Origin of the sequence: Modestobacter sp. DSM 44400, from assembly GCF_900107175.1 — a bacterium.
Taxonomy (GTDB): Bacteria; Actinomycetota; Actinomycetes; order Mycobacteriales; family Geodermatophilaceae; genus Modestobacter.
On sequence record NZ_FNOZ01000003.1, the window covers coordinates 23,023 to 47,264 of the forward strand.

The 24,242-nt window shown below is 73.0% G+C and carries 25 protein-coding genes; 15 read left to right on the plus strand and 10 right to left on the minus strand.

All coding sequences use genetic code 11. The features are described from left to right. Positions 1-62 precede the first annotated feature (62 nt). From atpA to BLW04_RS03470, 6 genes are all read left to right on the plus strand, one after another. Positions 63-1,700, plus strand: a complete 1,638-nt coding sequence (gene atpA, locus BLW04_RS03450; protein ID WP_091537405.1) for a F0F1 ATP synthase subunit alpha — start codon at positions 63-65, stop codon at positions 1,698-1,700. Between the two features lie 2 nt (positions 1,701-1,702). Beyond that, the gene (locus tag BLW04_RS03455) at positions 1,703-2,671 is read left to right on the plus strand and encodes a F0F1 ATP synthase subunit gamma (RefSeq protein ID WP_091537406.1); all 969 of its coding nucleotides are present in this window, start codon (positions 1,703-1,705) and stop codon (positions 2,669-2,671) included. A 109-nt stretch (positions 2,672-2,780) separates the two neighbouring features. Beyond that, a complete protein-coding gene (gene atpD, locus BLW04_RS03460; protein WP_091537407.1) occupies positions 2,781-4,226 on the plus strand; it encodes a F0F1 ATP synthase subunit beta in 1,446 nt (481 codons plus the stop codon). 350 nt (positions 4,227-4,576) lie between these two features. Beyond that, a complete protein-coding gene (locus tag BLW04_RS25670; protein WP_139306712.1) occupies positions 4,577-4,804 on the plus strand; it encodes a hypothetical protein in 228 nt (75 codons plus the stop codon). Positions 4,805-5,012: 208 nt separating this feature from the next. Further along, positions 5,013-5,402: a F0F1 ATP synthase subunit epsilon gene (locus tag BLW04_RS03465; protein ID WP_091537408.1), complete on the plus strand. Its 390-nt coding sequence runs from the start codon at positions 5,013-5,015 to the stop codon at positions 5,400-5,402. Between the two features lie 38 nt (positions 5,403-5,440). Continuing rightward, on the plus strand, positions 5,441-5,845 hold the full coding sequence (locus BLW04_RS03470; RefSeq protein ID WP_091537409.1) for a DUF2550 domain-containing protein: 405 nt from the start codon (positions 5,441-5,443) through the stop codon (positions 5,843-5,845). A 91-nt stretch (positions 5,846-5,936) separates the two neighbouring features. Here the strand turns inward: BLW04_RS03470 and BLW04_RS03475 are convergent, their stop codons facing one another. After that, positions 5,937-6,524, minus strand: coding sequence for a cob(I)yrinic acid a,c-diamide adenosyltransferase (locus BLW04_RS03475; RefSeq protein WP_091537410.1), 588 nt, complete (start codon positions 6,522-6,524; stop codon positions 5,937-5,939). Positions 6,525-6,608: 84 nt separating this feature from the next. Here BLW04_RS03475 and murA point away from each other — a divergent pair, with 84 nt between their 5' ends. Continuing rightward, a complete protein-coding gene (murA, locus tag BLW04_RS03480; RefSeq protein ID WP_091537411.1) occupies positions 6,609-7,892 on the plus strand; it encodes a UDP-N-acetylglucosamine 1-carboxyvinyltransferase in 1,284 nt (427 codons plus the stop codon). Between the two features lie 120 nt (positions 7,893-8,012). Here the strand turns inward: murA and BLW04_RS03485 are convergent, their stop codons facing one another. Beyond that, the gene (locus tag BLW04_RS03485) at positions 8,013-8,348 is read right to left on the minus strand and encodes a hypothetical protein (protein ID WP_091537412.1); all 336 of its coding nucleotides are present in this window, start codon (positions 8,346-8,348) and stop codon (positions 8,013-8,015) included. Positions 8,349-8,471: 123 nt separating this feature from the next. Between BLW04_RS03485 and BLW04_RS03490 the strand changes: the two genes are divergently transcribed. After that, positions 8,472-10,487, plus strand: coding sequence for a methylmalonyl-CoA mutase family protein (locus BLW04_RS03490; RefSeq protein ID WP_091537413.1), 2,016 nt, complete (start codon positions 8,472-8,474; stop codon positions 10,485-10,487). 8 nt (positions 10,488-10,495) lie between these two features. On the opposite strand, the gene BLW04_RS03495 is transcribed toward BLW04_RS03490, so the two are convergent. After that, entirely contained in the window at positions 10,496-11,266 is a 771-nt protein-coding gene (locus tag BLW04_RS03495; RefSeq protein WP_175483890.1) for a hypothetical protein, read from the minus strand. A 140-nt stretch (positions 11,267-11,406) separates the two neighbouring features. Between BLW04_RS03495 and BLW04_RS03500 the strand changes: the two genes are divergently transcribed. The 4 genes from BLW04_RS03500 (at position 11,407) to BLW04_RS03515 (ending at position 13,736) form a co-directional block, all read left to right on the plus strand. Then, on the plus strand, positions 11,407-12,180 hold the full coding sequence (locus BLW04_RS03500; RefSeq protein ID WP_091537415.1) for an enoyl-CoA hydratase-related protein: 774 nt from the start codon (positions 11,407-11,409) through the stop codon (positions 12,178-12,180). Between the two features lie 95 nt (positions 12,181-12,275). Further along, positions 12,276-12,713: a pyridoxamine 5'-phosphate oxidase family protein gene (locus tag BLW04_RS03505; protein WP_256375458.1), complete on the plus strand. Its 438-nt coding sequence runs from the start codon at positions 12,276-12,278 to the stop codon at positions 12,711-12,713. Positions 12,714-12,887: 174 nt separating this feature from the next. Further along, on the plus strand, positions 12,888-13,427 hold the full coding sequence (locus tag BLW04_RS03510) for a dicarboxylate/amino acid:cation symporter (RefSeq protein WP_254781013.1): 540 nt from the start codon (positions 12,888-12,890) through the stop codon (positions 13,425-13,427). A 3-nt stretch (positions 13,428-13,430) separates the two neighbouring features. Continuing rightward, positions 13,431-13,736, plus strand: coding sequence for a type II toxin-antitoxin system VapC family toxin (locus BLW04_RS03515; RefSeq protein ID WP_091537416.1), 306 nt, complete (start codon positions 13,431-13,433; stop codon positions 13,734-13,736). A gap of 18 nt (positions 13,737-13,754) precedes the next feature. On the opposite strand, the gene BLW04_RS03520 is transcribed toward BLW04_RS03515, so the two are convergent. Beyond that, positions 13,755-14,654 carry a hypothetical protein gene (locus tag BLW04_RS03520; RefSeq protein ID WP_091537417.1) on the minus strand — a complete coding sequence of 300 codons (900 nt, stop codon included), beginning with the start codon at positions 14,652-14,654 and terminating at the stop codon, positions 13,755-13,757. Positions 14,655-14,712: 58 nt separating this feature from the next. Between BLW04_RS03520 and nucS the strand changes: the two genes are divergently transcribed. The 3 genes from nucS to BLW04_RS03535 all read left to right on the plus strand — a co-directional run bounded on the left by nucS (position 14,713) and on the right by BLW04_RS03535 (position 17,594). Further along, on the plus strand, positions 14,713-15,384 hold the full coding sequence (nucS, locus tag BLW04_RS03525; RefSeq protein WP_091537418.1) for an endonuclease NucS: 672 nt from the start codon (positions 14,713-14,715) through the stop codon (positions 15,382-15,384). A gap of 73 nt (positions 15,385-15,457) precedes the next feature. Then, a complete protein-coding gene (locus BLW04_RS03530; protein ID WP_091537419.1) occupies positions 15,458-17,239 on the plus strand; it encodes a 3-hydroxyacyl-CoA dehydrogenase family protein in 1,782 nt (593 codons plus the stop codon). Between the two features lie 118 nt (positions 17,240-17,357). Continuing rightward, a complete protein-coding gene (locus BLW04_RS03535) occupies positions 17,358-17,594 on the plus strand; it encodes a hypothetical protein (RefSeq protein WP_217630822.1) in 237 nt (78 codons plus the stop codon). Positions 17,595-17,660: 66 nt separating this feature from the next. Here BLW04_RS03535 and BLW04_RS03540 read toward each other — a convergent pair whose 3' ends face one another. The 6 genes from BLW04_RS03540 to ccrA all read right to left on the minus strand — a co-directional run bounded on the left by BLW04_RS03540 (position 17,661) and on the right by ccrA (position 24,189). Then, a complete protein-coding gene (locus BLW04_RS03540) occupies positions 17,661-18,239 on the minus strand; it encodes a class F sortase (protein ID WP_091537533.1) in 579 nt (192 codons plus the stop codon). Positions 18,240-18,310: 71 nt separating this feature from the next. Then, complete coding sequence (locus tag BLW04_RS03545) at positions 18,311-19,171, minus strand: DUF4397 domain-containing protein (RefSeq protein WP_175483891.1); 861 nt, start codon at positions 19,169-19,171, stop codon at positions 18,311-18,313. A 137-nt stretch (positions 19,172-19,308) separates the two neighbouring features. Then, positions 19,309-20,310, minus strand: a complete 1,002-nt coding sequence (locus BLW04_RS03550; protein WP_139306714.1) for a hypothetical protein — start codon at positions 20,308-20,310, stop codon at positions 19,309-19,311. 66 nt (positions 20,311-20,376) lie between these two features. After that, positions 20,377-21,234 (minus strand): hypothetical protein, encoded by an 858-nt coding sequence (locus BLW04_RS03555; protein WP_139306715.1) that lies wholly within the window; start codon positions 21,232-21,234, stop codon positions 20,377-20,379. 162 nt (positions 21,235-21,396) lie between these two features. After that, positions 21,397-22,683 carry a coiled-coil domain-containing protein gene (locus BLW04_RS03560; RefSeq protein ID WP_139306716.1) on the minus strand — a complete coding sequence of 429 codons (1,287 nt, stop codon included), beginning with the start codon at positions 22,681-22,683 and terminating at the stop codon, positions 21,397-21,399. 174 nt (positions 22,684-22,857) lie between these two features. Further along, a complete protein-coding gene (ccrA, locus tag BLW04_RS03565) occupies positions 22,858-24,189 on the minus strand; it encodes a crotonyl-CoA carboxylase/reductase (protein ID WP_091537425.1) in 1,332 nt (443 codons plus the stop codon). Between the last annotated feature and the right edge of the window lie 53 nt (positions 24,190-24,242).

Here is a 24,242-nt window from a genome sequence, read left to right on the forward strand (position 1 = left end):
GCCCCGCCGATCATCCGGCCGCCCCACCGCCCCAGTCACCAGTAGGAAGAGGACGCAGAGCCATGGCCGAGCTGACGATCTCCGCGGACGAGATCCGCAGTGCCATCCAGAACTACGTCAGTGACTACGCCCCCGACGTCTCCCGCGAGGAGGTCGGGTCAGTCACCGAGGCCGGCGACGGCATCGCCCGGGTCGAGGGCCTGCCCTCGGTCATGACCAACGAGCTCCTGGAGTTCGAGGGTGGCGTTCGCGGCCTGGCGCTGAACCTCGACGTGCGCGAGGTCGGTGTGGTCATCCTGGGTGACTTCGCCGGCATCGAGGAGGGCCAGACGGTCCGCCGCACCGGCGAGGTGCTCTCGGTCGCCGTCGGCGACGGGTACCTGGGGCGGGTCGTCGACCCGCTGGGCAACCCGATCGACGGCGCGGGCCCGGTGGAGACCACCGACCGGCGCGCCTTGGAGCTGCAGGCGCCCTCCGTGGTGCAGCGCCAGTCGGTGCACGAGCCGATGCAGACCGGGATCAAGGCGATCGACGCCATGACTCCGATCGGCCGCGGCCAGCGTCAGCTGATCATCGGTGACCGGCAGACCGGCAAGTCCGCGATCGCGCTGGACACGATCATCAACCAGAAGCAGGCCTGGGCCACCGGTGACCCGGCGCAGCAGGTGCGCTGCATCTACGTCGCCGTGGGCCAGAAGGGATCCACCATCGCCGCCACCCGCGCGGCGCTGGAGGACGCCGGGGCGATGGAGTACACGACCATCGTCGCCGCCCCCGCATCCGAGCCGGCCGGCTTCAAGTACATCGCTCCCTACACCGGCTCGGCCATCGGCCAGCACTGGATGTACGAGGGCAAGCACGTCCTCATCGTGTTCGACGACCTGTCCAAGCAGGCCGAGGCCTACCGGGCCGTGTCGCTGCTGCTGCGCCGCCCGCCGGGCCGCGAGGCCTACCCCGGCGACGTCTTCTACCTGCACTCCCGGCTGCTCGAGCGCTGCGCGAAGCTCTCCGACGAGCTGGGCGCGGGCTCGATGACCGGGCTGCCGCTGATCGAGACCAAGGGCAACGACGTCTCGGCCTACATCCCGACGAACGTCATCTCGATCACCGACGGCCAGATCTTCCTCGAGACCGGTCTGTTCAACTCCGGTGTCCGCCCGGCGATCAACGTCGGCGTCTCGGTGTCCCGGGTCGGTGGCTCCGCGCAGATCAAGGCGATGAAGTCCGTCGCCGGCCGGCTGCGGCTGGACCTGGCCCAGTTCCGCGAGCTGGAGGCCTTCGCCTCCTTCTCCTCGGACCTGGACGCCTCCAGCCGGGCGACGTTGGACCGCGGTCAGCGTCTGGTCGAGCTGCTCAAGCAGGGGCAGTACTCGCCGTACCCGGTCGAGCGTGAGGTCGTCTCTCTCTGGCTCGGCACCACCGGCAAGCTGGACAAGGTGCCGGTCCCGGACGTGCGCCGCTTCGAGTCCGAGTTCCTCGAGTTCATCGGCCGCGGTGACAACACGATCTTCGACGACATCCGGAACTCCAAGAAGCTCGGTGACGACACGGTCGCCAGCCTGGAGCGGGCAGTCGAGGCGTTCCTCGGCCAGTTCCGGACCGGCGAGGGCGAGTCGCTCCAGGTCAACGACGCCGAGGTCGAGGCCATGGACGCCAGCGAGCGCGGTCAGGAGACCGTCCAGGTGAAGCGGAGCCGCTGACCATGGCCGGTTCCCTCCGCGCGCTGCGGCGCCGGATCCGCTCCACACAGTCGACGAAGAAGATCTTCTCGGCCCAGGAGCTGATCGCCGGTGCCCGCATCGTCCGCGCGCAGAACAGGGTGACGGCGTCCAAGCCGTACGCACGGGAGATCACCCGGGTGCTGTCGGCGCTGGCCGGTTCGGCCAGCCTGGACCACCCGCTGCTGACCGAGCGGGACAAGCCCGGGCGGGTCGCCGTCCTGGTGATCACCTCTGACCGCGGGTTCGCCGGCTCCTACAACGTCAACGTGCTGCGTCGCACCGAGGAGCTCCTCCGGCTGCTGCGCGACGAGGGCAAGGAGCCGCTGCTCTACGTGGTGGGGCGCAAGGGCGAGACGTACTACCGCTTCCGTGAGCGGGACACGGCCGACACGTGGACCGGCTTCTCCGAACAGCCGGGCTACGAGAACGCCCAGGAGGTGGGGAGCGTCCTCATCGACGCCTTCACCGCCGGTGCCGACGACGACGGGACCGGTGCCGGGGCCGACGGGGTCCTCGGCGTGGACGAGCTGCACATCGTCTACACCGAGTTCCGCTCGCTGCTGTCGCAGGTGCCGGTCGCGAAGCGGATGGCGCCGCTGGAGGTCGAGGAGGTCGAGGAGTTCCGCGACGAGCGGGACGAGGAGGTCCAGGCCCAGCGGACCAGCGACGTCCCGACCTCGTACGAGTTCGAGCCGTCGGCGGAGGCGCTGCTGGACGCCCTGCTGCCGAAGTACGTCACCACCCGGATCTACGCGGCGATGCTCGAGGCGGCGGCCTCGGAGTCGGCGTCGCGCCGCCGGGCGATGAAGTCGGCGTCGGACAACGCCGAGGAGCTGGCGAAGAACCTCGCCCGGCAGGCCAACCAGGCGCGCCAGGCGGAGATCACCCAGGAGATCAGCGAGATCGTCGGCGGCGCCGACGCGCTGGTGTCGGCCAACGCCGACAACTAGTGAGCCGGCCAGTCATTGAGCCACCCGCCCCGGCCGCTGCGCCCACCGCCGCGGCCGGGGACACTGAAGACGCGAGACCACCGAGCCCGAGGGCAGGAGAGCAGTACAGATGACCGTCACCGAGGACCGTCCGAGCACCCAGGAGATCACCGGCGCAGGCCGCGTGGTCAGGGTCACCGGCCCGGTCGTCGACGTCGAGTTCCCCCGCGACGCGATGCCCGAGCTCTTCAATGCCCTCAAGGTCGAGGTCACCCTCGCCGATCTGGGCAAGACGCTGACCCTGGAGGTCGCCCAGCACCTGGGCGACAACGTGGTCCGCACGATCTCCATGGCCCCGACCGACGGCCTCGTCCGCGGGGCCGAGGTGCGCGACACCGGGTCGGCCATCTCCGTGCCGGTCGGCGACGTCGTCACCGGGCACGTGTTCAATGCCCTCGGCGAGTGCCTGGACACACCCGGCTACGGCGAGGACGCCCTGCACTGGACGATCCACCGGCACGCGCCGAAGTTCGACCAGCTCGAGGGCCGGACCGAGCTGCTCGAGACCGGCATCAAGGTCATCGACCTGCTGACCCCGTACGTGCGCGGCGGGAAGATCGGCCTGTTCGGTGGGGCCGGCGTGGGCAAGACCGTGCTGATCCAGGAGATGATCCGCCGCGTCGCGCAGGAGTTCGGTGGCGTCTCGGTCTTCGCGGGCGTGGGTGAGCGGACCCGCGAGGGCAACGACCTCATCACCGAGATGACCGAGTCCGGCGTCATCAATTCGACCGCGCTGGTCTTCGGCCAGATGGACGAGCCGCCGGGCACCCGGCTGCGGGTGGCACTGTCGGCCCTGACGATGGCGGAGTACTTCCGCGACGAGCAGGACCAGGACGTGCTGCTCTTCATCGACAACATCTTCCGGTTCACCCAGGCCGGCTCCGAAGTCTCCACCCTGTTGGGCCGCATGCCCTCCGCGGTGGGCTACCAGCCGACCCTGGCCGACGAGATGGGCGAGCTGCAGGAGCGGATCACCTCGACCCGCGGCCGGTCGATCACCTCGCTGCAGGCGATCTACGTGCCCGCCGACGACATCACCGACCCGGCGCCGCACACGACCTTCGCCCACCTCGACGCGACGACGGTGCTCTCCCGGCCGATCTCGGAGAAGGGCATCTACCCGGCCGTGGACCCCCTGGACTCCACCAGCCGGATCCTCGACGCTCAGTACATCGGGCAGGAGCACTACGACATCGCCCGTGAGGTGCAGCGGATCCTGCAGCGGTACCAGGAGCTGCAGGACATCATCGCCATCCTCGGCATCGACGAGCTCGGTGAAGAGGACAAGGTCACCGTGCAGCGGGCCCGGCGCATCGAGCGGTTCCTTTCGCAGAACATGTTCGTAGCCGAGGCGTTCACCGGGCAGCCGGGGTCCTACGTGCCGCTCTCGGAGACCCTGCAGGCGTTCAAGGCGCTCACGGTCGGCGAGTACGACCACGTGCCCGAGCAGGCCTTCTTCATGTGCGGTGGTCTCGAGGACCTCGAGCGCAACTTCGACAAGCTGAAGAAGACCTGATCGCAGCTCCGCTGGGGAACCGGACTGAAGAAGACCTGATCGCAGCTCCGCTGGGGAGCCGGACTGAAGGAGACCTGAAGACTGCTGACCTCAGCTGCGCTGGGCAGCCGGTCTGAAGACTGCTGACCTCAGCACTCCGTCCAGCGCGGCCGGGCTCCTCCCTCGGAGGGCCCGGCCGTCGGCGTTTCCGTTCCCCGAACGGGGTGCGCGGGTCGCCGGCCGGTCGCGCAGGGCGACGACCGGCCATCCGATCGGGTGGCGGCGGCCGGCGACGCTCAAGCAACGGGCGTGGCAGGTCGATCATCCGGTCAGCGCGTCCGAACCGCGGGCGTCCAGCCAGGAGAACCACCGTGTACCGCGAGGAACGCCGAACAACCCGGGACCAGGTAGCGCTGCCCGCCCTCCCGTCTGCGGTGGTCCCGCAGGCACACGACCTGGACTGGAGCTGGCCTCCCTACGCCCCGCTCGAGCTGGCGGCCGTACCGTTCGACACCCCCGAGTGGGCGCCTGCTTCGACCGTGTGGCACCCGCAGCTGCGGGTCGGCCGGTGGACAGTGCTCTACCGGCGGGGTGCCTGAAGAAGTAGAAGGGCCCCGTCCTGCCCACCCTTCGCCAAGCTCAGGGCGGGGCCCGGGACGGGGCCGGGCCCCGTTCTGGGGCCGGGGGCTGCGGGCGACCGTTCCGCCCCCGTCGGTACAGTGGATGACGACCCGTCGCCGTGTCCACCCGGACCGGCGACTTCGCACCCGCCGGTTCCCCTCGGCGCGGTGGACCCCGAGGAGTGACGTGGCGACCCTGCAGGTCGAGCTCGTGGCCGTGGAGCGGATGATCTGGTCCGGCGAGGCCACCATGGTCATCGCCCGTACCACCGAAGGCGAGCTCGGTGTCCTGCCCGGGCACGCCCCGCTGCTCGGTGAGCTCGCTCCCGGTGGCGTCGTGCGGATCCGCCCCGAGTCCGGCGAGGAGCTCGTCGTCGCCGCCCACGGTGGCTTCCTCTCGGTCACCGAGCGGGGAGTGTCCATCCTGGCCGAGACGGCGGAGATCGCCAGCGAGATCGACGTGGAGCGCGCTCGCGACGCTCTGCGCCGCGCCGAACAGGCCGGCGACGACCCCGAGGCCCTCGCCGCGGGGCGTCGCGCCCAGTCCCGCCTCCGGGCCGCCGGTCAGGACGCCTGAGACGCCTCGGTTCCGTCAGGTCCGGCGGCTGCTGACCCGTGACCACCGTCGTCCTGGTCCTCGTCGGACTACTGGTCGTCGCGCTGGTCGCCGCCTTCCTGCTGCGCCGTCGCTTCCTCCTCTCCGGCCTCGGCGCGGTCACCATGTGGCTGCGCCCGGCCGGCAGCCCCCGCTGGGCCGTCGGGGTGGCCTGGTACTCCGGGGACAACCTGCTCTGGTACCGCGCGTTGTCGCTGTCGGTGCGGCCCAACCGGCGGATGTGCCGCTCGGAGTTCCACGTCGACGGCCGTCGTCCGGCCACCCGTGACGACCTGGCGCTGCCCGCGGAGAGTGTCGTGCTGACCTGCCGGACCGGGGCCGGCCCGCAGGAGCTGGCCATGGACGTCTCGACGGTGACCGGCTTCCTGTCCTGGATCGAGTCGGCTCCGCCGATCGAGCGATAGAGCCGTACGACGAAAGTGCGAAGCCATTCGCGGTCCGGGGGCCGGAGGCCGCGGTTCAAGAAGGCTTGAGCACGGCGCAGTCGTTCGCCGCCTACACCGGAGGTGTGTGGCTGTGCGCGCCCGGCTCCCACAGCACGTCGCCGTCGGGGTTGGCCGCCCGGGCCAGGATGAACAGCAGGTCCGAGAGCCGGTTGAGGTAGCGGGCGGTCTCGGCGTTGGTGCGTGCGGCGTCGACGGCCAGCAGCGCCCACACGCTCCGCTCGGCGCGCCGGGCGACGGTGCGCGCATGGTGCAGCAGCGCGGCGAGCGCGGTGCCGCCGGGCAGCACGAAGGACGTCAGCGCGGGCAGCTCGGCGTTGGCCGCGTCGCAGGCCGTCTCCAGCCGCTGCGTGTACTTCGGGGTGATCCGCAGCGGCGGGTGCGCCGGGGAGTCGGTGACCGGGGTGGAGAGGTCGGCGCCCACGTCGAACAGGTCGTTCTGCACGCTGCGCAGCAGGTCGGCGACCTCCGCCGACGGCGCGCCCAGGGCGACCGCGACCCCCAGCACGCTGTTGGTCTCGTCGACGTCGGCGTAGGCGACCAGCCGGGGATCGGTCTTCGTCACCCGGCTCATGTCGCCCAGGTGCGTCTGACCGGCGTCGCCGGTCCTGGTGTAGATGCGGGTGAGCCGGACGGTCATGCCGGCTAGCCTAGGTCTTGCGGCCGCTACCGGTGGACGGTGCTCGGTTGGGGCGCGGGGCGAGGACGCCTCTACGCTGGCCCGGTGGACTGCTTTTCGGTGACCGGTGGTGCGTCGCTGCGGGGCCGGGTCCGGGTGACCGGTGCGAAGAACAGTGCTCTGAAGTTGATGGCCGCCGCGCTGCTGGCCACCGGTCGGACCACCCTCGACGAGGTCCCGGACATCCTCGACGTGGAGATCATGAGCGAGGTGCTGCGCCGGCTGGGCTGCGGCGTCGGCTTCGAGCGCTACCCCGCCGGCAGTGGGGGAGGTGGCCGGGTGCACATCGACGTCCCGGAGCGGCCCTCCAGTGAGACGGACTACGACCTGGTGCGCCGGATGCGCGCCTCGATCAGCGTGCTGGGCCCGCTGGTGGCCCGGCTCGGGACGGCGAAGGTCGCGCTGCCCGGGGGCGATGCGATCGGCTCGCGGGGGCTGGACATGCACATCGCCGGCCTGGAGCGGCTCGGCGCCACCGTGGTCAACGAGCACGGCTTCCTCATCGCCACCGCGCCCAAGCTGGTCGGCGCCTCGATCTGGCTGGACTTCCCCTCGGTCGGGGCGACGGAGAACCTGGTGATGGCCGCGGTGCTCGCCGAGGGCACCACGATCGTCGACAACGCCGCCCGCGAGCCGGAGATCAGCGACCTGTGCGCGATGCTCACCGCGATGGGCGCCCGGGTCGACGGCGCGGGCACCTCCACCATCACCGTCGAGGGCGTGGCCGAGCTGCGGCCGGTGGCCTACACGACGGTGCCGGACCGGATCGTGGCCGGCACCTGGGCGATCGGTGCGGTGATGACCCGCGGCGACGTGGTCATCGAGCGGGCGGTCGCCGAGCACCTGGCCGTCCCGCTGGACAAGCTGGTCACCGCCGGTGCAACCGTCGAGCCCCGGCCTGACGGCGTGCGGGTGGCCATGGCCGATCGGCCGCGCGGTGTGGACGTGGTCACGCTGCCCTTCCCGGGCTTCCCGACCGACCTGCAGCCGATGGCGGTGGCACTGGCGGCGGTCTCCACCGGGACGGCACTGATCACCGAGAACGTCTTCGAGGGCCGGTTCATGTTCGTCAACGAGCTGGTCCGGCTCGGCGCCGACGTGCGCATCGACGGCCACCACGCGGTGGTGCGCGGCCGGGAGCGGCTCTCCAGCGCCCCGGTGCTGGCCACCGATATCCGGGCGGGTGCGGGGCTGGTGCTGGCGGGTCTGCTGTCCGACGGCGTCACCGAGGTGCAGGACGTCCGGCACATCGACCGCGGCTATCCCGACTTCGCCGAGCAGCTGCGCGGCGTGGGGGTCACTATCGAGCGGACCGACCGCCCCGGCTGACTCCCCGATTGGCCCTCGTGCAGGGGCCCGAGTCGAGCGGAGCGAGGTTCGGAGGCACGCGGCCCCGCTGCAGGGTCCCGCCGCGAGCGTGCGAGCGGCGGGGGGCAGCGGGGTCCTTGGTCAGCCGTCGCGGAAGGACATCGCCAGCGTGCGGGCCCGCTCGGCGTCCTCGAGGAAGACCAGCACGTCGGTCCGGTGCGGCGCGGGCTCCCGCAGCGTGGACCGGATGCCGGCGTCCGACAGCACCGCGCGCAGCGCCAGCGCCGACTCCCGGCGGGTGAGCGAGGCGACCGGCGTGAGCAGGCCCTCGCCGCTCCCGGGCCCGGGCCCGGGCCGGCCACCGGAGCCCGTCGAGTAGGAGAACGCCCAGCGCAGGAACAGCGCGATCAGGCCCACCATGATCGCGGCGATGACCGGGCCGACGGCGTAGTGCAGGCTCCCGGCGTCGATCGGCACGCGGACTCCCCCCGGCTGGGCGGCAGGTCCGGTCGGGACGGCCGGACTCCCGTTCGAGTGTGCCACCGCCGTAGGGGGGAGCCCCATGGCTACTGGCCGGTAACCGCCCTACACTCCGCGGTCATGCCGTTCCCGCACACGCCGAAGGAGCGCGACCGCCCCTGGGTCATGCGCACCTACGCCGGCCACTCCTCGCCGGCTGCGTCCAACGCCCTGTACCGCCGCAACCTGGCGAAGGGGCAGACCGGCCTCTCGGTCGCCTTCGACCTGCCCACCCAGACCGGCTACGACCCCGACGACGAGCTCGCCGTCGGCGAGGTCGGCAAGGTCGGTGTCCCGGTCACCCACGTGGGGGACATGCGGGCCCTCTTCGACGGCATCCCGCTCGACGGGATGAACACGTCGATGACGATCAACGCCACCGCGATGTGGCTGCTCGCGCTCTACCAGGTGGTCGCGGAGGAGCACGGGCACGACGTCACGCAACTGACCGGGACGACGCAGAACGACATCATCAAGGAGTACCTGTCGCGGGGCACCCACGTGTTCCCTCCGGCGCCGAGCATGCGGCTGATCACCGACATGGTGGCCTACACCGTCACCGCAATGCCGAAGTGGAACCCGATCAACATCTGCAGCTACCACCTGCAGGAGGCCGGGGCGACGCCGGTGCAGGAGATCGCGTACGCGATGAGCACGGCCATCGCCGTCCTGGACTCGGTGCGGGACTCCGGACAGGTCCCCCCCGAGCGCTTCGGCGAGGTCGTCGCCCGGATCTCCTTCTTCGTCAACGCGGGTGTCCGCTTCGTCGAGGAGATGTGCAAGATGCGGGCCTTCGGCCAGCTCTGGGACGAGCTGACCGCCGAGCGCTACGGGGTGACCGACCCCAAGCACCGTCGGTTCCGCTACGGGGTTCAGGTCAACTCACTCGGCCTGACCGAGGCCCAGCCGGAGAACAACGTGCAGCGCATCGTGCTGGAGATGCTCGCGGTCACCCTCTCCCGCGACGCGCGCGCCCGCGCGGTGCAGCTGCCGGCCTGGAACGAGGCGCTGGGCCTGCCCCGTCCCTGGGACCAGCAGTGGTCGCTGCGACTGCAGCAGGTACTGGCCTTCGAGACCGACCTGCTCGAGTACGAGGACCTGTTCACCGGCTCGGTCGTGGTCGAGCAGAAGGTCGCCGAGCTGGTCGAAGGTGCCCGGGCCGAGATCGCCCGGGTGCAGGAGATGGGTGGGGCCGTGCCGGCCGTGGAGTCCGGCTACATGAAGTCCCAGCTGGTCGGCTCGCTGGCCGACCGGCTCCGGAGGATGGAGAGCGGCGAGGACGTCGTCGTCGGCGTCAACCGCTTCCAGACCACCGAGCCCAACCCTCTGCTGGCCGATCTCGACGCCGCGATCATGGTGGTGGACCCCGCCATGGAGAACGCGGCGCAGGAAGCCGTCCGGACCTGGCGTGCCGAGCGGGACCCCGAGCCCGTGCAGCGCTCACTGGACGCGCTCCGCGCGGCGGCCGGCACCGACGCCAACCTGATGCCGGCCACCCTCGATTGCGCCCGCGCCGGGGTGACCACCGGCGAGTGGGCCGGCGTGCTGCGCGAGGTCTTCGGCGAGTACCGGGCGCCCACCGGGGTGGCCGCGGCTGCCGGCGGCGCGGGGGACACCACGCTGGACGACATCCGCGGACGGGTCGCCGCCACTGGTCAGGAGCTCGGCGGCCGGCTGCGGTTCCTGGTTGGCAAGCCGGGCCTGGACGGGCACTCCAACGGCGCCGAGCAGATCGCCGTCCGGGCCCGGGACGCCGGCTTCGAGGTCGTCTACCAGGGCATCAGGCTCACCCCGGCGCAGATCGTGGCCGCCGCGGTCGAGGAGGACGTGCACGTCGTCGGTCTGTCGGTGCTCTCCGGCTCGCACCTGCAGGTGGTGCCCGCGGTCCTGGCCGGGCTGCGCGAGGCCGGCCTGGACGACGTCCCGGTCGTGGTCGGCGGCATCGTGCCCGACGGCGACGCCCGGCGGCTGCGGGACCAGGGCGTCGCGCGGGTCTTCACCCCGAAGGACTTCGCGATCACCGACATCATGGGCGAGATCGTCGACGTCGTCCGGGCGGCCAACGGACTCGATGCGCAGGTGCCCGCACCGGCCTGAGTGGAGGCTCAGGCCTGGGCGTTGAACCGGTCCACGGCCGCGTGGGCGAGGGACTCCGCGGTGGATCGGGCCGCGGCGCTGTCCCCGGCGGCGTCGTCGCCGCCGTCCCCGGGGCCGGAGCCCGTGCCGATCGACTGCTCGGTGGTGTACCCGACGTGCAGCAGAGTGCTGCCGGAGCGGACCACGACGCTCCACGTCACCCGGATGACCCCGTCCCGACCACCGTCGTCGACGACGAACACGGCCGACTCGTCGCCGGTGCCGTTCACCGTGCCGGTCGGCTCGATCGACCCACCGGTGGACGGCGTCGGGCAGGCCACCGCGTCGTCGGTCAGCCGGGCCAGCGCAGCCGAGGCCGCGGCGCTGTCGGCGTAGCCCACCGCGTACTCGCTCACTCCGGCGCCGGTGGTGGGGTACTCATGCCCGACGCCCTGCTCCGGCGCGCTCCACTGGTTGCCCCAGTCCGGGGCGTCGCACAGCACCGGGAACAGCGGGGCGTCGATCGCGACCGGATCGGCGACGGTCAGGCCCGCGTCCGCGACGTCGGCCGGGGTCATCAGCGCCTCGAAGGTGAGCGCACCGTCGACCGGGGCGTCGATCGCGGCGTTGGTGGCCGGCGCTGCCGACGATGCGCTCGTCCCTGCGGTGGGCGCAGGCTCGGCGGTCGCCGTCCGGTCGCGCTGGCCGAGCACCAGGCCGGCGACCACCGCGGCCGCCACGAGCACGGCGGTCAGCAGGACGAGGAGGAGGCGCCGGGAGGTCGGGCGGTCCTGCGGCATGACGGGCTCCTGGGCGGACGGCCGGCGGCGAGCCGTTGCCGCAGCCGCCGTCGACGTGGTGGAGTCGCCGGGACGGCGTCGTTCCGGCCACCCGGACTTCCCGGGTGCCGCACCGTACCGGCGCAGGAGAGGGTGAGGGCATGACCTCGAACGGAGCACCTCGTGTCGACCGCGACGGGGACACCGTGCGCATCACCATGACCAGGGGGCCCAAGCGCAACGCGCTGTCCCGGGAGCATCTGACCCAGCTGTTGGCCGCGGTGACCGCGGCCGGCGACAGCGACGCCACCGGCATCGTGCTGGGCGGTGAGGGGCCGGTGTTCAGCGCCGGACACGACTTCGCCGACGTGTCGGGGGTGCCGCTGCCGGAGGTGCGCAGCCTGCTCGCGCTGTGCACCGAGCTGATGCAGACCCTGCAGGAGGTGCCCCAGGTCGTGATCGCCCGGGTGCACGCGCTGGCCACCGCGGCCGGCTGCCAGCTGGTCGCCTCCTGCGACCTGGCGGTCGCCGCGGAATCCGCGGGGTTCGCCGCCCCCGGGGGCAAGGGCGGATGGTTCTGCCACACCCCCATGGTCGCGATCGCCCGCAACGTGGGGCGCAAGCGGGCGATGGAGCTGGCGCTGACCGGGGACGTGATCGACGCCCGGACGGCGCTGGACTGGGGCCTGGTCAACCGGGTGGTGCCCGACGAGGAGCTGGATGCCGCGGTCGACGAGCTGCTGGGCCGGGCCACCCGCGGGTCGCGGGCCAGCAAGGCCTGGGGAAAGCAGACTATGTATGCCCAGCTGGACCGCCCGGAGCGGGACGCCTATGCGACCGCGGTCGAGGTGATGGCCGCGGCCAGCCAGCTCCCCGGCGCCCGGGAGGGGATGGCGGCGTTCCTGGAGAAGCGGAAACCCGTCTGGACCGACTGAGGGCGACCGGGAAGCGGGCCGAGCCGCGATGACCGAGCCGGTGGCCGACCGGCCGGTCATGCCCGGCTACGGAGTGCTGCCGGCCGGCGGGGGGAGTGGGCTGCCGCCCCTGGGGGGAGGCCGAACGGCGGCTCTTCGCCTCGTACGACTACTGGTGTGCGACCGTCCGACCGGACGGGCGCCCGCACGTCATGCCGGTCTGGGGAGTCTGGCTGGGTGGCCGGTTGTGGTTCTCCAGCGGGGCGCGGTCCCGCAAGGCCCGCAACCTGGCAGCCGACCCGCGGTGCTCGCTGACCACTGACGACGCCCGAAATCCCGTTGTGCTCGACGGGGTCGCCGAATGGGTGGTCGACGCCGGACGGCTGGCCGCCTTCTTCGACGCGGTCAACGGCAAATACGACGCGGGGCTGACGGCGGACTTCCTCGACCCGTCGGTCAACGGCACCTATGCGGTCGCCCCGCACCGGGTGATTGCGTTCAACGGGGACGACTTCCCCGGCAGCCCGACCCGATGGACCTTCGCCCGACAGTGAACCTGCCCCACACATCCGGGATGCGGGCGGGCGCGTGGCCGCCTTCAGGTGCGTGTGCAGAACCTGTGGAGCCTGACGCGACGCCTCGTCGTCGACCTCGGGCGCGCGACCCCCGCGCTCGCTGAGCGCGTCCAGCCGCCGTCCCTACTCCTCCGTCTGGAAGGCACCTCTCCCGTGTTCGCTCGACTCCACCGCCCCTTCGCGGCGCAGGTGCTCATCGCCCTCGGGCTGGGCATCGCCCTCGGGCTGGTCGCCCGCCAGATGAGGCCCGTCGCCGACGGCACCCCCAACTGGCTGACCAGCACCCTGCAGACCATCGGCAGCACTTTCGTGGCGCTGCTGCGGGTGATCGTCGTCCCGCTGATCGTCACCGCGATCATCGTGAGCGTCGCCAACCTCAATCAGGTCTCCAATGCCGCCCGGCTGGCCGGCCAGACGCTGCTGCGGTTCGCGATCACCGCGCTCATCGCCGTCTCCATCGGCATCGGCCTGGGCCTGCTCACCCAGCCTGGCCGCAACAGCTCCGTCGACGCCGCCGCAGCGGCCGTTCCGCAGACCACCGGCTCCTGGTGGGACTTCCTGCTCGGTCTGGTCCCGGCCAGCTTCTTGGGCCTGCAGACCTCGGCCGACGCCGATCAGGTCTGCTTCTCTGACGACTACGACGCGGCGGACGACGAGATCGCGCAGGCCCTGCTCGAGCACGTGGAACGCTGACCGGTGCGATTGCTGCTGGACACCAACGCGCTGCTCTGGTTGGTGGCCGGCGATCGGCGGCTCGGTGCGCAGGCCCGTTCGGCGCTGCCCACGCTGCCCACGCTGCCCACCGTGCTGGAGCAAGCGGCTGTCCAGCGACTCGGTATCGAGGACGCCCACCTCGTCCGGCTCCAGGAGCTGCCCTGGCAGCACCGCGATCCGTTCGACCGGCTGCTGATCGCGCAGGCGCTCGCCGAGGGGCTGGCCGTCTCCACCGCCGACCAGGCCTTCTCCGGCTACGGCATCTCGGTGCGCGACGCTCGGGCCTGAGGACGGATCGAGTCCCGCTCACCCGGTCAGGTCGGCGCAGTCGGACTCGTGTGGCAGCAGCGGCCGGAAGGTCACCGACCACCGAGCGCCGTCGGCGGTGACCCACGGGGTGAGCGAGCTGGCCGAGCGGGCGGCGTCCCGGAGGGACTGAGCCTGTGCCCCCGTCGCGGTGACGCAGCTGACGTCCGGCGGCCTGCCCGTCGGTTCGCCCGGCAGCGCGGGGCCGGGCCAAGGCAGCTGCGGGGAGGACAGCTCCTCGTCCAGGTCGATCCACGGGGAGACGATCGCGGCGACGGCGGCCGGCTGGTAGGGCACGTCGCCCCCGATGCCGGGGACGGCGGTCAGCGCGTCGAGCAGGTCGGACAGCGCCGCCCGAGCCGCCTCCTGGTCCGCCGTCAGGCCGCTGTCCCACTCGCCCCCCGGACCGGGGAACCCGGCTGCTTCCCGGAGTGCGTAGACCTCGCGCACGTGCCTGCCCTCGGCGGTGACGAGGGTGAACCGGGTGGAGGTGGCATCGGCGATCGGCGGCGTCCCCAGGTCGGCGGTCCCGCCGACGCCGGCGGCGAGGGCGCGGTCGGCCATCTCCTGCACGTCGGCCGGGTGGACCTGCCGCACCTGCACGTTCGGCCAGGCGGGCCCCGGATAGATGGCCGGCACCGGGCCCTCGGTGATCACCCGGCCGTCGGTGTAGACGCTGATCAGCGGCAACCGGGCGGCCAGCATCGGCGGGGTGACGAAGCCGCCGGTTGCGGCGACCTGGAGCACCAGGACACCGGCCTCGGTCGGCAGCGCGGCGATCGGCGCCATGGACCCGGTGGGCTCCGGCGCAGCGCCGGCGCCACTGCGCTGCGCGCACGCGGCGAGGGCCAGCAGCAGGGCGAGGGCAGCGGCGGTTCGGGCGGAACGGAGACCGGTCATGGAGAGAGGACGTCGGGGTGGTCGGGGTGGTTCCGGCGACCCGGTAGCGTCGGCGTCCGTGCGTCTGGTCATCGCCCGCTGCTCCGTGGACTACATCGGGCGGCTCACCGCTCATCTCCCGCTCGCCACCCGGTTGTTGCTGGTCAAGGCCGACGGCTCGGTGTCCGTGCACGCCGACGACCGGGCCTACAAGCCGCTGAACTGGATGAGCCCGCCGTGCTCCCTGCGGGAGGACCTCGCGGACGGGGCGGGCACGTGGACGGTGACCAACAGGGCCGGCGAGCAGCTGGTCATCACCATCGAGTCGGTGCTGCACGACCACCGGCACGAGCTCGGGGTCGACCCGGGCCTGCAGAAGGACGGCGTGGAGGCCGAGTTGCAGCGGCTGCTCGCGCTGCACGTGGAGACCTTCGGCGCGGGCTGGTCGCTCGTCCGCCGGGAGTACCCGACCGCCATCGGCCCGGTGGACCTGCTCTGCCGGGACGCCTCCGGCGCGGTGGTGGCCGTGGAGATCAAGCGGCGCGGGGAGATCGACGGCGTCGAGCAGCTCACCCGGTACCTGGAGCTGCTCAACCGCGACCCGCTGCTGGCCCCGGTGAAGGGCGTGTTCGCCGCCCAGGAGATCAAGCCCCAGGCGCGGGTGCTGGCCGGCGACCGGGGCATCGACTGCGTGACGGTCGACTACGCCGTCCTCAAGGGAACCGACGACCCCTCGGCCCGGCTGTTCTGATCCGTAGTGGAGTGCCACAGCGCGGAAACGCGCCCGTGGCACTCCATTCGGGTGGGGATGGGAGACTGGCGGCGTGGCCAGGGAACTGAGCGAGGTCGGGGTCGTCGGGCTGGGCACCATGGGTGCCGGCATCTGCGAGGTCCTGTCCCGGGCGGGGCTGGCGGTGACCGCCGTCGACGTCACCGAGGCCGCGGTGCTGCGCGGGCGCAAACACGTCGAGCAGTCGACCGACAAGGCCGTGTCCCGCGGGAAGCTGGACCCGGCCGAGCGCGACGCCATCCTCGAGCGGATCCACTTCTCCACCAGCCTGGAGGACCTGGCCCGGGCCGAGCTGGTCGTCGAGGCCATCCCGGAGCGGATGGAGCTCAAGGCGCAGGTGTTCGCCAAGCTGGACGGGATCTGCCCGCCGGACACCATCCTGGCCACCAACACCTCGAGCCTGTCGGTCACCGAGCTGTCGGTCACCACCGGCCGGCCGGGCAAGGTCATCGGGATGCACTTCTTCAACCCCGCGCCGGTGATGAAGCTGGTCGAGGTGGTCCGCACCGTGGTCACCGAGCCCTCGGTGGTCGATGATGTCGAGGCGCTCGCCGCCCGGCTGGGCAAGGTCGACGTGACCATCGGCGACAAGGCCGGGTTCATCGCCAATGCGCTGCTGTTCGGCTACCTCAACCACGCGGTCTCCATGTACGAGAACCGCTACGCCAGCCGCGAGGACATCGACGCGGCCATGCGGCTGGGCTGCGGCCTGCCGATGGGCCCGCTCGCGCTGATGGACCTCATCGGCATCGACACCGCCTACGAGATCCTCGTGACGATGTACCAGCAGTCACGCAACCGGCTGCACGCGCCCAGCCCGGTCATCAAGCAGATGATGACCGCCGGGCTGCTCGGCCGGAAGACCGGTCGCGGCTTCTACACCTACGCCGGCCGCGACTCCGCCGAGGTGGTGACCGACGCGGCGACCCCGGCGGCCGGCAGTGCCGCCGACGGCGCGCGCCCGGTGCGCACCGTGGGCGTCGTCGGCTCGGGCACCATGGCCACCGGCATCGTCGAGGTCGTCGCCAAGAGCGGCTTCCCGGTCACCTTCGTCGCCCGCACGGTCGACAAGGTGGAGGCGGTCCGGACGGCGCTGACCAGGTCGCTGGACAAGCAGGTGGTCCGCGGCCGGCTGACGGAGGACGAGCGGGACGCCGTCCTCGGCCGGGTCACCGGTACCGCCGAGCTCGACGACCTGGCCGACGTCGACCTGGTCATCGAGGCCGTCGTGGAGCAGCTGGGTGTGAAGCGGGCGCTGTTCGCCGCGCTCGGGGAGATCGCCAAGCCCGGCGCAGTGCTCGCGACCACCACCTCCAGCCTGCCGGTGATCGAGTGCGCCAAGGCCAGTGAACGCCCCGGTGACGTCATCGGCCTGCACTTCTTCAACCCCGCCCCGGTGATGAAGCTCGTCGAGGTGGTCTCCACCATCGCCACCGAGCCCGACGTCGCCGCCACGGCACACGCCGTCTGCGCGCAGCTGGACAAGCACGCCGTCTCCTGCACCGACCGGGCCGGTTTCATCGTCAACGCGCTGCTGTTCCCCTACCTCAACGACGCGGTCAAGATGCTGGAGGCGCACTACGCCACCGCCGACGACATCGACGCGGCCATGAAGGTCGGCTGCGGCTACCCGATGGGCCCCTTCGAGCTGCTGGACGTCGTCGGGCTGGACGTGTCGCTGGCCATCGAGCGGGAGCTGTACACCGAGTTCCGCGAGCCCGGGTTCGCCCCCGCCCCGCTGCTCGAGCACCTGGTGACCGCCGGCTACCTGGGCCGCAAGGCCGGACGCGGGTTCCGCGACCACACCGCCCGCTGACCGCCGTCAGCTGATGCCGGACCGCTGATCCGTGCCCCGTCGAGGCAGTCCCCGCCGCAGGCCCGGCCTTGCCCGTGATGCACAGCCGGGCCGTGGTCCGGTCGCTCCCCGGCAGCCGGTGGAGGAGGCGGCCGACGGTGACTGGGCGGTCCGGGCGATCAGCGGGGCGGGCAGTGACAAGACCTACCGCTGCCCGGGTTGCGACCAGGAGATTCCGCCGCGCACCCCGCACGTGGTCAGCTGGCCGGCCTACGCCCGCGACTCCGACCTCGACCCGTGGGACACCGAGTCGGCCGCGGACTGGCGGCGCCACTGGCACACCGCGTGCTGGCGCAACCGCGACCGGCGCCGCTGAGGAAGGACCCCGCTGCCCCCCACCGCTCGCAGGCTCGCGGCGGGCCCCTGCGGCGGGGCCGGTATATCAGCTCACCGAGCGGGCGTAGACGACGACGTTGTCCCGGTAGCTGCGGCGACTGGTGTCGAACGTGCCACCGCAGGTGATTAGGCGCAGTTCGGGTCCGGTCGTGGGCCCGTAGACCTCGTCGGTGGCGAAGTCGTCCTTGGGATACTGGGCGACCCGGGTGACCCGGAAGTCCACCGTCCGGCCGTCGCTGCGGATGACCTGGACGGCGTCCCCGACGGTGAGCTCCTCCAGCCGGTAGAAGACCGCCGGACCGGTGTAGTCGTCGACGTGCCCGGCGATCACCGCCGGCCCCACGTCCCCGGGCACCGTGCCGGCGCTGTACCAGCCGGCCTGGGCGAAGTCGGCGGGCGGGACGAGTGCACCGGCCGCATCGACCCCCAGCGAGGCCAGGCTGCTGTCCACGCCGATGGCGGGGATGCGCACCTGCTGCGGCGTCGCGGCGGCCGGCGCCGGCGCCGGTCCGGACAGCACCGGCGCCGGCGGCGCCACGATCGTGCTGGCGACCGGTTCGGCCGTTGGGGCGGCCGGCCCGTCCGGTGACAACAGCAGCGCCAGCGCCCCGGCTCCCAATGCCACGACGGTCGCTGCCCACCGCAGCCGGGACAGCACCAGGCTGTGGCGGCGATGCCGACCCCCGGTGACCAGGGTCAGGAGGCGGCGTGCCGCGGGTCGCGGCGGCGCCGGGAGAGCCGGGGCAAGGCGGTGACCAGGAGCGCCGCCACCGCCAGGGCGGCCAGCGCGACCAGCGGCAGGGGGTTGGCCCCGTCCGCTGCGGTGCCGCCGGCACCGGTCTCCACGCCACCGGCCGGGACGACGCCCGGGCTGGCGGCGTCCAGCGCCGTCTGCACGGTGACCCCGCCGCCGTTGCCGTTGAGCACCAGCACCGTGTAGACCGAGCCGGCGCCCAGGTCGACCGGCAGGTCGGCATCAGGCCCGGAGGTGGCGACCGACAGGGTGCCCGGCCCGCCGGGGACGTCGACGTACTCGGTGTTCTTGGCGAAGTCCAGGCCGCGGGCCAGCGTGCTCGCGTCGCCGAGGGACAGGTCGAGAGGCGACCCGGCGGAGGCCGCGTTGATCACCCGGGCGCGGGCTTGGCCAGCCGGCGGCAGGGTGAGGTCGTCGGTCAGCACGGCGAAGCCGAGTTCGGCGAAGTAACCGACCCCCGCGATCGTCGTCGCGGTGCCCGCGTCGAGCGTGACGGTGACGCCGAGGACCGGCGGGCTCTCCGGGTCGGCGCCCGCCGCCCGTGCGCTGACGGTGTAGGTGCCGGCCGGCACGGTCTGGTAGCCCGAGACGTCCCCGTAGGAGACCGCCTTCAGCACCACCTTCACGTCCGGGTCCGACACCGAGGCGATGTAGGCATCGACGGAGGGGGTGTCGGGCGACAGGTGCATCATCCGGACGAGCGCGGTGCCCGGCGCCGGGATGGCGCCGGCGGCCGGTGCTCCCAGCACGGTGAGTCCGGCGACGAGCAGGGCGAGCAGGGCCGCTCGGGTGAACCGGGCCATGAGGGGTGCCTCCAGATGCGCTCGAGACGAGCGACGTGCCCGGCACGGGGTGCCGGTGTTGCACTGCGGGGTCGGACGGTGACAGGACCAGCTGTACCTCATGCCGGCCGGCGGCGCATCCCGGGCCCGGCGTGGCGTCATCCGACGCCCGCCCGGGTGAGGACCGCGTCGGGGTCGGGCACATAGCCGTAGCCGACGAGCAGCCCCCCGGGCACGCGGCGGACGACATCCGGAGTGTATGGCGGACGCTGGGCCCGCAGCAGGGCCCGCACGCGGTCGGTCTGCGCCGCGTCGGCGTCCAGCCGGACGCCGCCCACGCTCTCGATCACCGCCTGCCGGACCAGCGTCCAGTCGTGCTCGGCCGGCACGGCGGGGAGGCCGGCCAGCCCGATGCCGGACTGCGCTCCAATACCGGCGAGCAGGGACAGCAGACGCGGGTCGAGGTCCCCGCGGGCCAACCGGTCGGTGACCTGCTCGTCGGCCACGGTCTCCGGGTTGGCCGCGAGGGCCTGCCCGAGCACCTGGCGGCGCTCAAGCTCCTCGGCGGTGGGCGGAACCGGCCGGGGGGTGATGACGGTGAGCGCGGGCAGGCCGTCCGCGGCGTCGAACCGGGCGACGGGGGCGCCGTGCCGGGACGGGTTGCCGGACACGACGCGCAGCACGACGGGACTCGGTCCGGTGGCCGGCACGGGCACGTCGGCGCCGGCGGTCACCGCCTGCGGGTCCGCCCCGGCGTGCAGCAGCTCCGCGGAGGTCTTCTCGCCGACGGACAGCCGGCCGTCCTGGGACAGCTGCGCTCCGGCCCAGGTGAGCAGGTCGTCGCGGGCCGCGGCCCCGAAGTCGCTGCGGTCGGCCGTCGCCAGACCCACGCCGGCGGCGACGACCGACGCGGCTACCGCTCCGGCGGCGACCAGCCGGAGGGCCCGGGCCGGGCCGCGCCGGGTGCCGACGAGGGAGCGGGCGGCGCGCTCCAGCAGCGCGCCGAGCAGCACGGCCGCCAGCGGCAGGCACAGCAGGAGGGCCGGCAGCCGGCCGGACGGCGGTGCGACCGCGAGCAGCGTCGTCGCCACCAGGGCGACCGCGGGGCCGCGCAGCGCGGGCAGCGCCCACAGCGCCAGCAGGCCGACTCCCAGCAGCACGGCACTGACGCCCATCAGGCCGGCCGCGCCGGTGGACCAGCGGGCGGGATCCTCGACGTCGGGGTCTCAGCGGGGGAGCAGCAGCCGGACGCCGACGGCTGCCACGGCCAACACGGCCGCAACCCCGACGCGGAGCGGCGCCGGCCACCCGGGGCGCACCCGCCCGGTCAGCACCGCGCCGGCCAGGCCGGTGGTGAGCAGCAGCAGGGCGTCGGGGGCCAGCAGGACGGCGAGCAGGACGGCGATCGCGGCCACGGTCCAAGTGGCCGGAGCGGAACGCCGGGCGAGGGCCAGCCGGCAGGCCAGCAGCGCCCAGTCGACGGCGAATGCCGCCGGCGCGCTGACGGCGTGCGCGGGCACCAGCAGTGGCACCGCGCCGAAGGCGAGCACGGCGGCGGCTGCCGCCGGATCGCCCAACCCCAGCCGCCGGCTGGTCCGCCAGACCAGCAGGGCCGACACGACCAGAAGCACCAGCAGCATCTCCCGGCCGGCCCCGGTCAGGGTGTCATGCCGGGAGAAGGCGCGGGTGACCGTCGCGTAGACGGCGGTGTGCACCGCAGCGAGCCCGTCCGGGGAGAGCAGCGAGACGGCGGTGCCCCCGCGCAGCAGCCGGAAGGCGGGGTCGGTCAGGGCGCCGTCGTCGGGCAGGGGCAGGCCCCCGAGGGTGCGTGCACCGGCCAGCGCGACGGCGACGACCGCGGCCAGCGGCCAGAGGGCGTCAGCGCCGATCCGGGGCAGCCGGCTCCCGCCGGCACGGTGCCGGGGTCGCGGTCCAGCGGACGGCGACAGGTCGGCGACGGAGGGGGCGTCCGGCTTGGGCTCGGGCTCCGGCTGGGCGTGCCGGGGCGTGTACTGCGGGAGGCCGGGCGGGAGAGGGTCGGGTCCAGCGGTGGAGGCGGTCACCCCGGCCCTCGGGTCAGGCACGGCGCGGCTCCCCCCGGCACACCGAGCGGCTGCGGCGTCCAGCGCTCGGTCAGTCCTCGCGGTGCGGCATGGCCCCGGGCCGGTACCGGGGGTGGTGACGTCCGACCCTGGCACGGTCGCCGCCCAGCGGCCACCGGGAGGCCGGCGGGGCTCAGACTGCGGTCAGCGCCGTCCCGGGCGCTGGCCGGCCGGCGCGACCGGCTGCTCCGTGGTCGCCGGCTGGCCGGTGGTCGCTGCCTGGGGGTTGACCGCGGGCATCGTCCGGGTCGCCGGATCGGAGTCCGGGACCGGAGGGGTCTGCCGGGGCGCCGGCTGCGGGCGGGACGGCGGGCTCGGGCGGCCCTGTTGCTGCGTCGGTCCGGCGGCCTGGGTCGGGGCCGGGCTGGCCTCGGGGGTGGCCTGTGCCGGTGGAGCGACGCCGGCCGCCGTGGCGCCGGTGGCGGCCGGGGCCGGACGCGGCGCGGTTGGCGCGGCGGCCTCCGCCGCCGGCTGCTGGGTGGGTACCGGGCGCACGACCTGCGTCTGCTCGGCCGGTGCGGCCTGCTGCGGGGGAGCCGCCTGCGGCGCTTGCTGCTGGGGCGCTGCCTGCTGCGGTGCCCGCGCCGGTGCCGGCTGGTCGGAGAGGTCGGGGAACTCGGACAGCAGCTGCCGGACCTCGGCCAGGCGCCGGGTCAGGTCGTCACGGGCGGCCCGGATGCCCATCGCAGACGCCTCTGCCTCGGCGACCATCCGGCGGGCGTGCTCCTCGGCCGCGGCGACGCGCTGCTGGGCCGCCGCGATCGAGGCCTGCTCGCGCTCGGCCTCCACCCGCGCGGTCTCCGTCCGGCGCGCGCGCTGGGCGAGTTCGAAGTCCTCCTCGACCTTGGCCCGCCGGGCCTGGGAGTCGGCGTCGAGTTTCGCGACGCGCTCCTGTGCCTTCTGCACCAGCTCGTCGGCGCGGGCCTGCGCCTTGGCCGACACCTGCTCGGCGTGCTGGCGCGCCTCGGTGACGACCCGCTCGGCCTCGGCCCGGCTGGCGGCCTGGCGCTCGCCGAGGGCGCGCTCCTCGCCGGCGACCCGCTCGCGGACGCCCTCGGCCTCGGCGGCTACGGCCTGCCGGAGCGCGGCGGCCTGCTCCCCGGCGACCCGGCGGATCTCCCCGGCCTCCTCCTCGGCCAGCCGGAGCATGTTGGAGATGCGCTCGCCCATGTTCTCGAACGTGGGGGCACCGGCGGTGGCAGCGCGGCGGCGCAGCGCCTCGTTGTCGCTCTGCAGCGCCTGGAGCTGGGCGGCCTGGTCGCTGGCGCGGGCCGTGGCGGCATCCCGCTCGGCCACGGCGACCCGCATCTCCGCCTCGATCGTCTCGATCGTCCCGTCAACCTGGCGGGGGTCGTAGCCGCCCCGGCGCACCGTGGCGAAGTCGTACCCGGCGTCCCGGGGGGCGAGCAGGTCGTCGCGGGGGTCGCTCATGGTGTCCATCCTCGCAGACGTCGAGGTGCCGGGGGATCGGTGGAGCGCCTCTCCCAGGAGATCTCCAGCCGGCCCGTCCTTGGCGTCCTCGAGCCCGCGAAGGGCTCGGGGATGAGGCCCCCCTGCAGGGTCCCGCCGCGAGCTTGCGAGCGGAGGGGGCAGGGGGGTCCTCGTTCAGATGTCGCGGAAGCGGTTGATCGCGGTCAGGTGGCGCTCCCGCTTGGCGACGTCCTTCACGCCCAGCCCCTCCTCGGGGGCGAGGGTCAGCACGCCGACCTTGCCCTGGTGCAGGTTGCGGTGGACGTCGCAGGCCGCCTGGCCGACGTCGTTCATCGCGTAGGTCTTGGAGAGGGTGGGGTGGATGAGCCCTCGGTCGATGAGCCGGTTGGCCTCCCAGGCCTCGCGGTAGTTGGCGAAGTGGGAGCCGATGATCCGCTTGAGGTTCATCCAGAGGTAGCGGTTGTCGTACTGGTGCAGGTAGCCGCTGGTCGAGGCGCAGGTGACGATCGTGCCGCCGCGGCGGGCGACGTAGACACTGGCGCCGAAGGTCTCCCGGCCGGGGTGCTCGAAGACGATGTCGGAGTCGTCGCCGCCGGTCAGCTCGCGGATCTTGGCGCCCAGGCGCTGCCACTCCTTGGGGTCCTGGGTGTGCTCGTCCTTCCAGAACTGGTAGCCCTCGGCCGAGCGGTCGATGACCAGCTGCGCGCCCATCGAGCGCACGATGTCGGCCTTCTCCGGGCTGCTGACCACGCACACCGGGATCGCGCCGCCGTTGAGCGCCATCTGGGTGGCGTAGGAGCCCAGCCCGCCCGAGGCCCCCCAGATCAGGACGACGTCGCCCTGCTTCATGTTCGCGCCGTTGTGGCTGACCAGCTGCCGGTAGGCGGTGGAGTTCACCAGCCCCGGCACCGCGGCCTCCTCCCACGTGAGGTGGGCGGGCTTGGGCATGAGCTGGTTGCTCTTGACCAGGGCGAGCTCGGCCAGGCCACCGAAGTTGGTCTCGAAGCCCCAGATCCGCTGCTGCGGGTCCATCATCGTGTCGTCGTGGCCGGCCGGGTCCTCGAGCTCCACCGACAGGCAGTGCGCCACGACCTCGTCGCCGGGCTTCCACTTGTTCACCCCGGGGCCCACCCGGAGCACGACGCCGGACAGGTCGGAGCCGACCACGTGGTAGGGCAGGTCATGCTTTCTGGTCAGATCGGAGACCTTGCCGTAGCGGGCCAGGAAGCCGAAGGTCGACACCGGCTCGAAGATCGACGTCCAGACGGTGTTGTAGTTCACCGAGGAGGCCATCACGGCCACGATCGCCTCGCCCGGGCCGAGCTCGGGGGTGGGCACCTCCTCGACGTGCAGGGACGTGCGTGGGTCCTTGTCCTTGGTGGCCAGGCCCTCGAACATGTCCTGCTCGTCCTTGCGCACCAGCACCGCGCGATAGGACTCCGGGACGGCCAGGCCGCCCACGGCATCGAGGTGGTCGGCGAGGATGGCGTCCTTGATCTCGTCCATGCGGGCTCCCGGGTCGTCGTTGGCTCGGAGGGTGCAGGTGCGGCAGCGCGAAC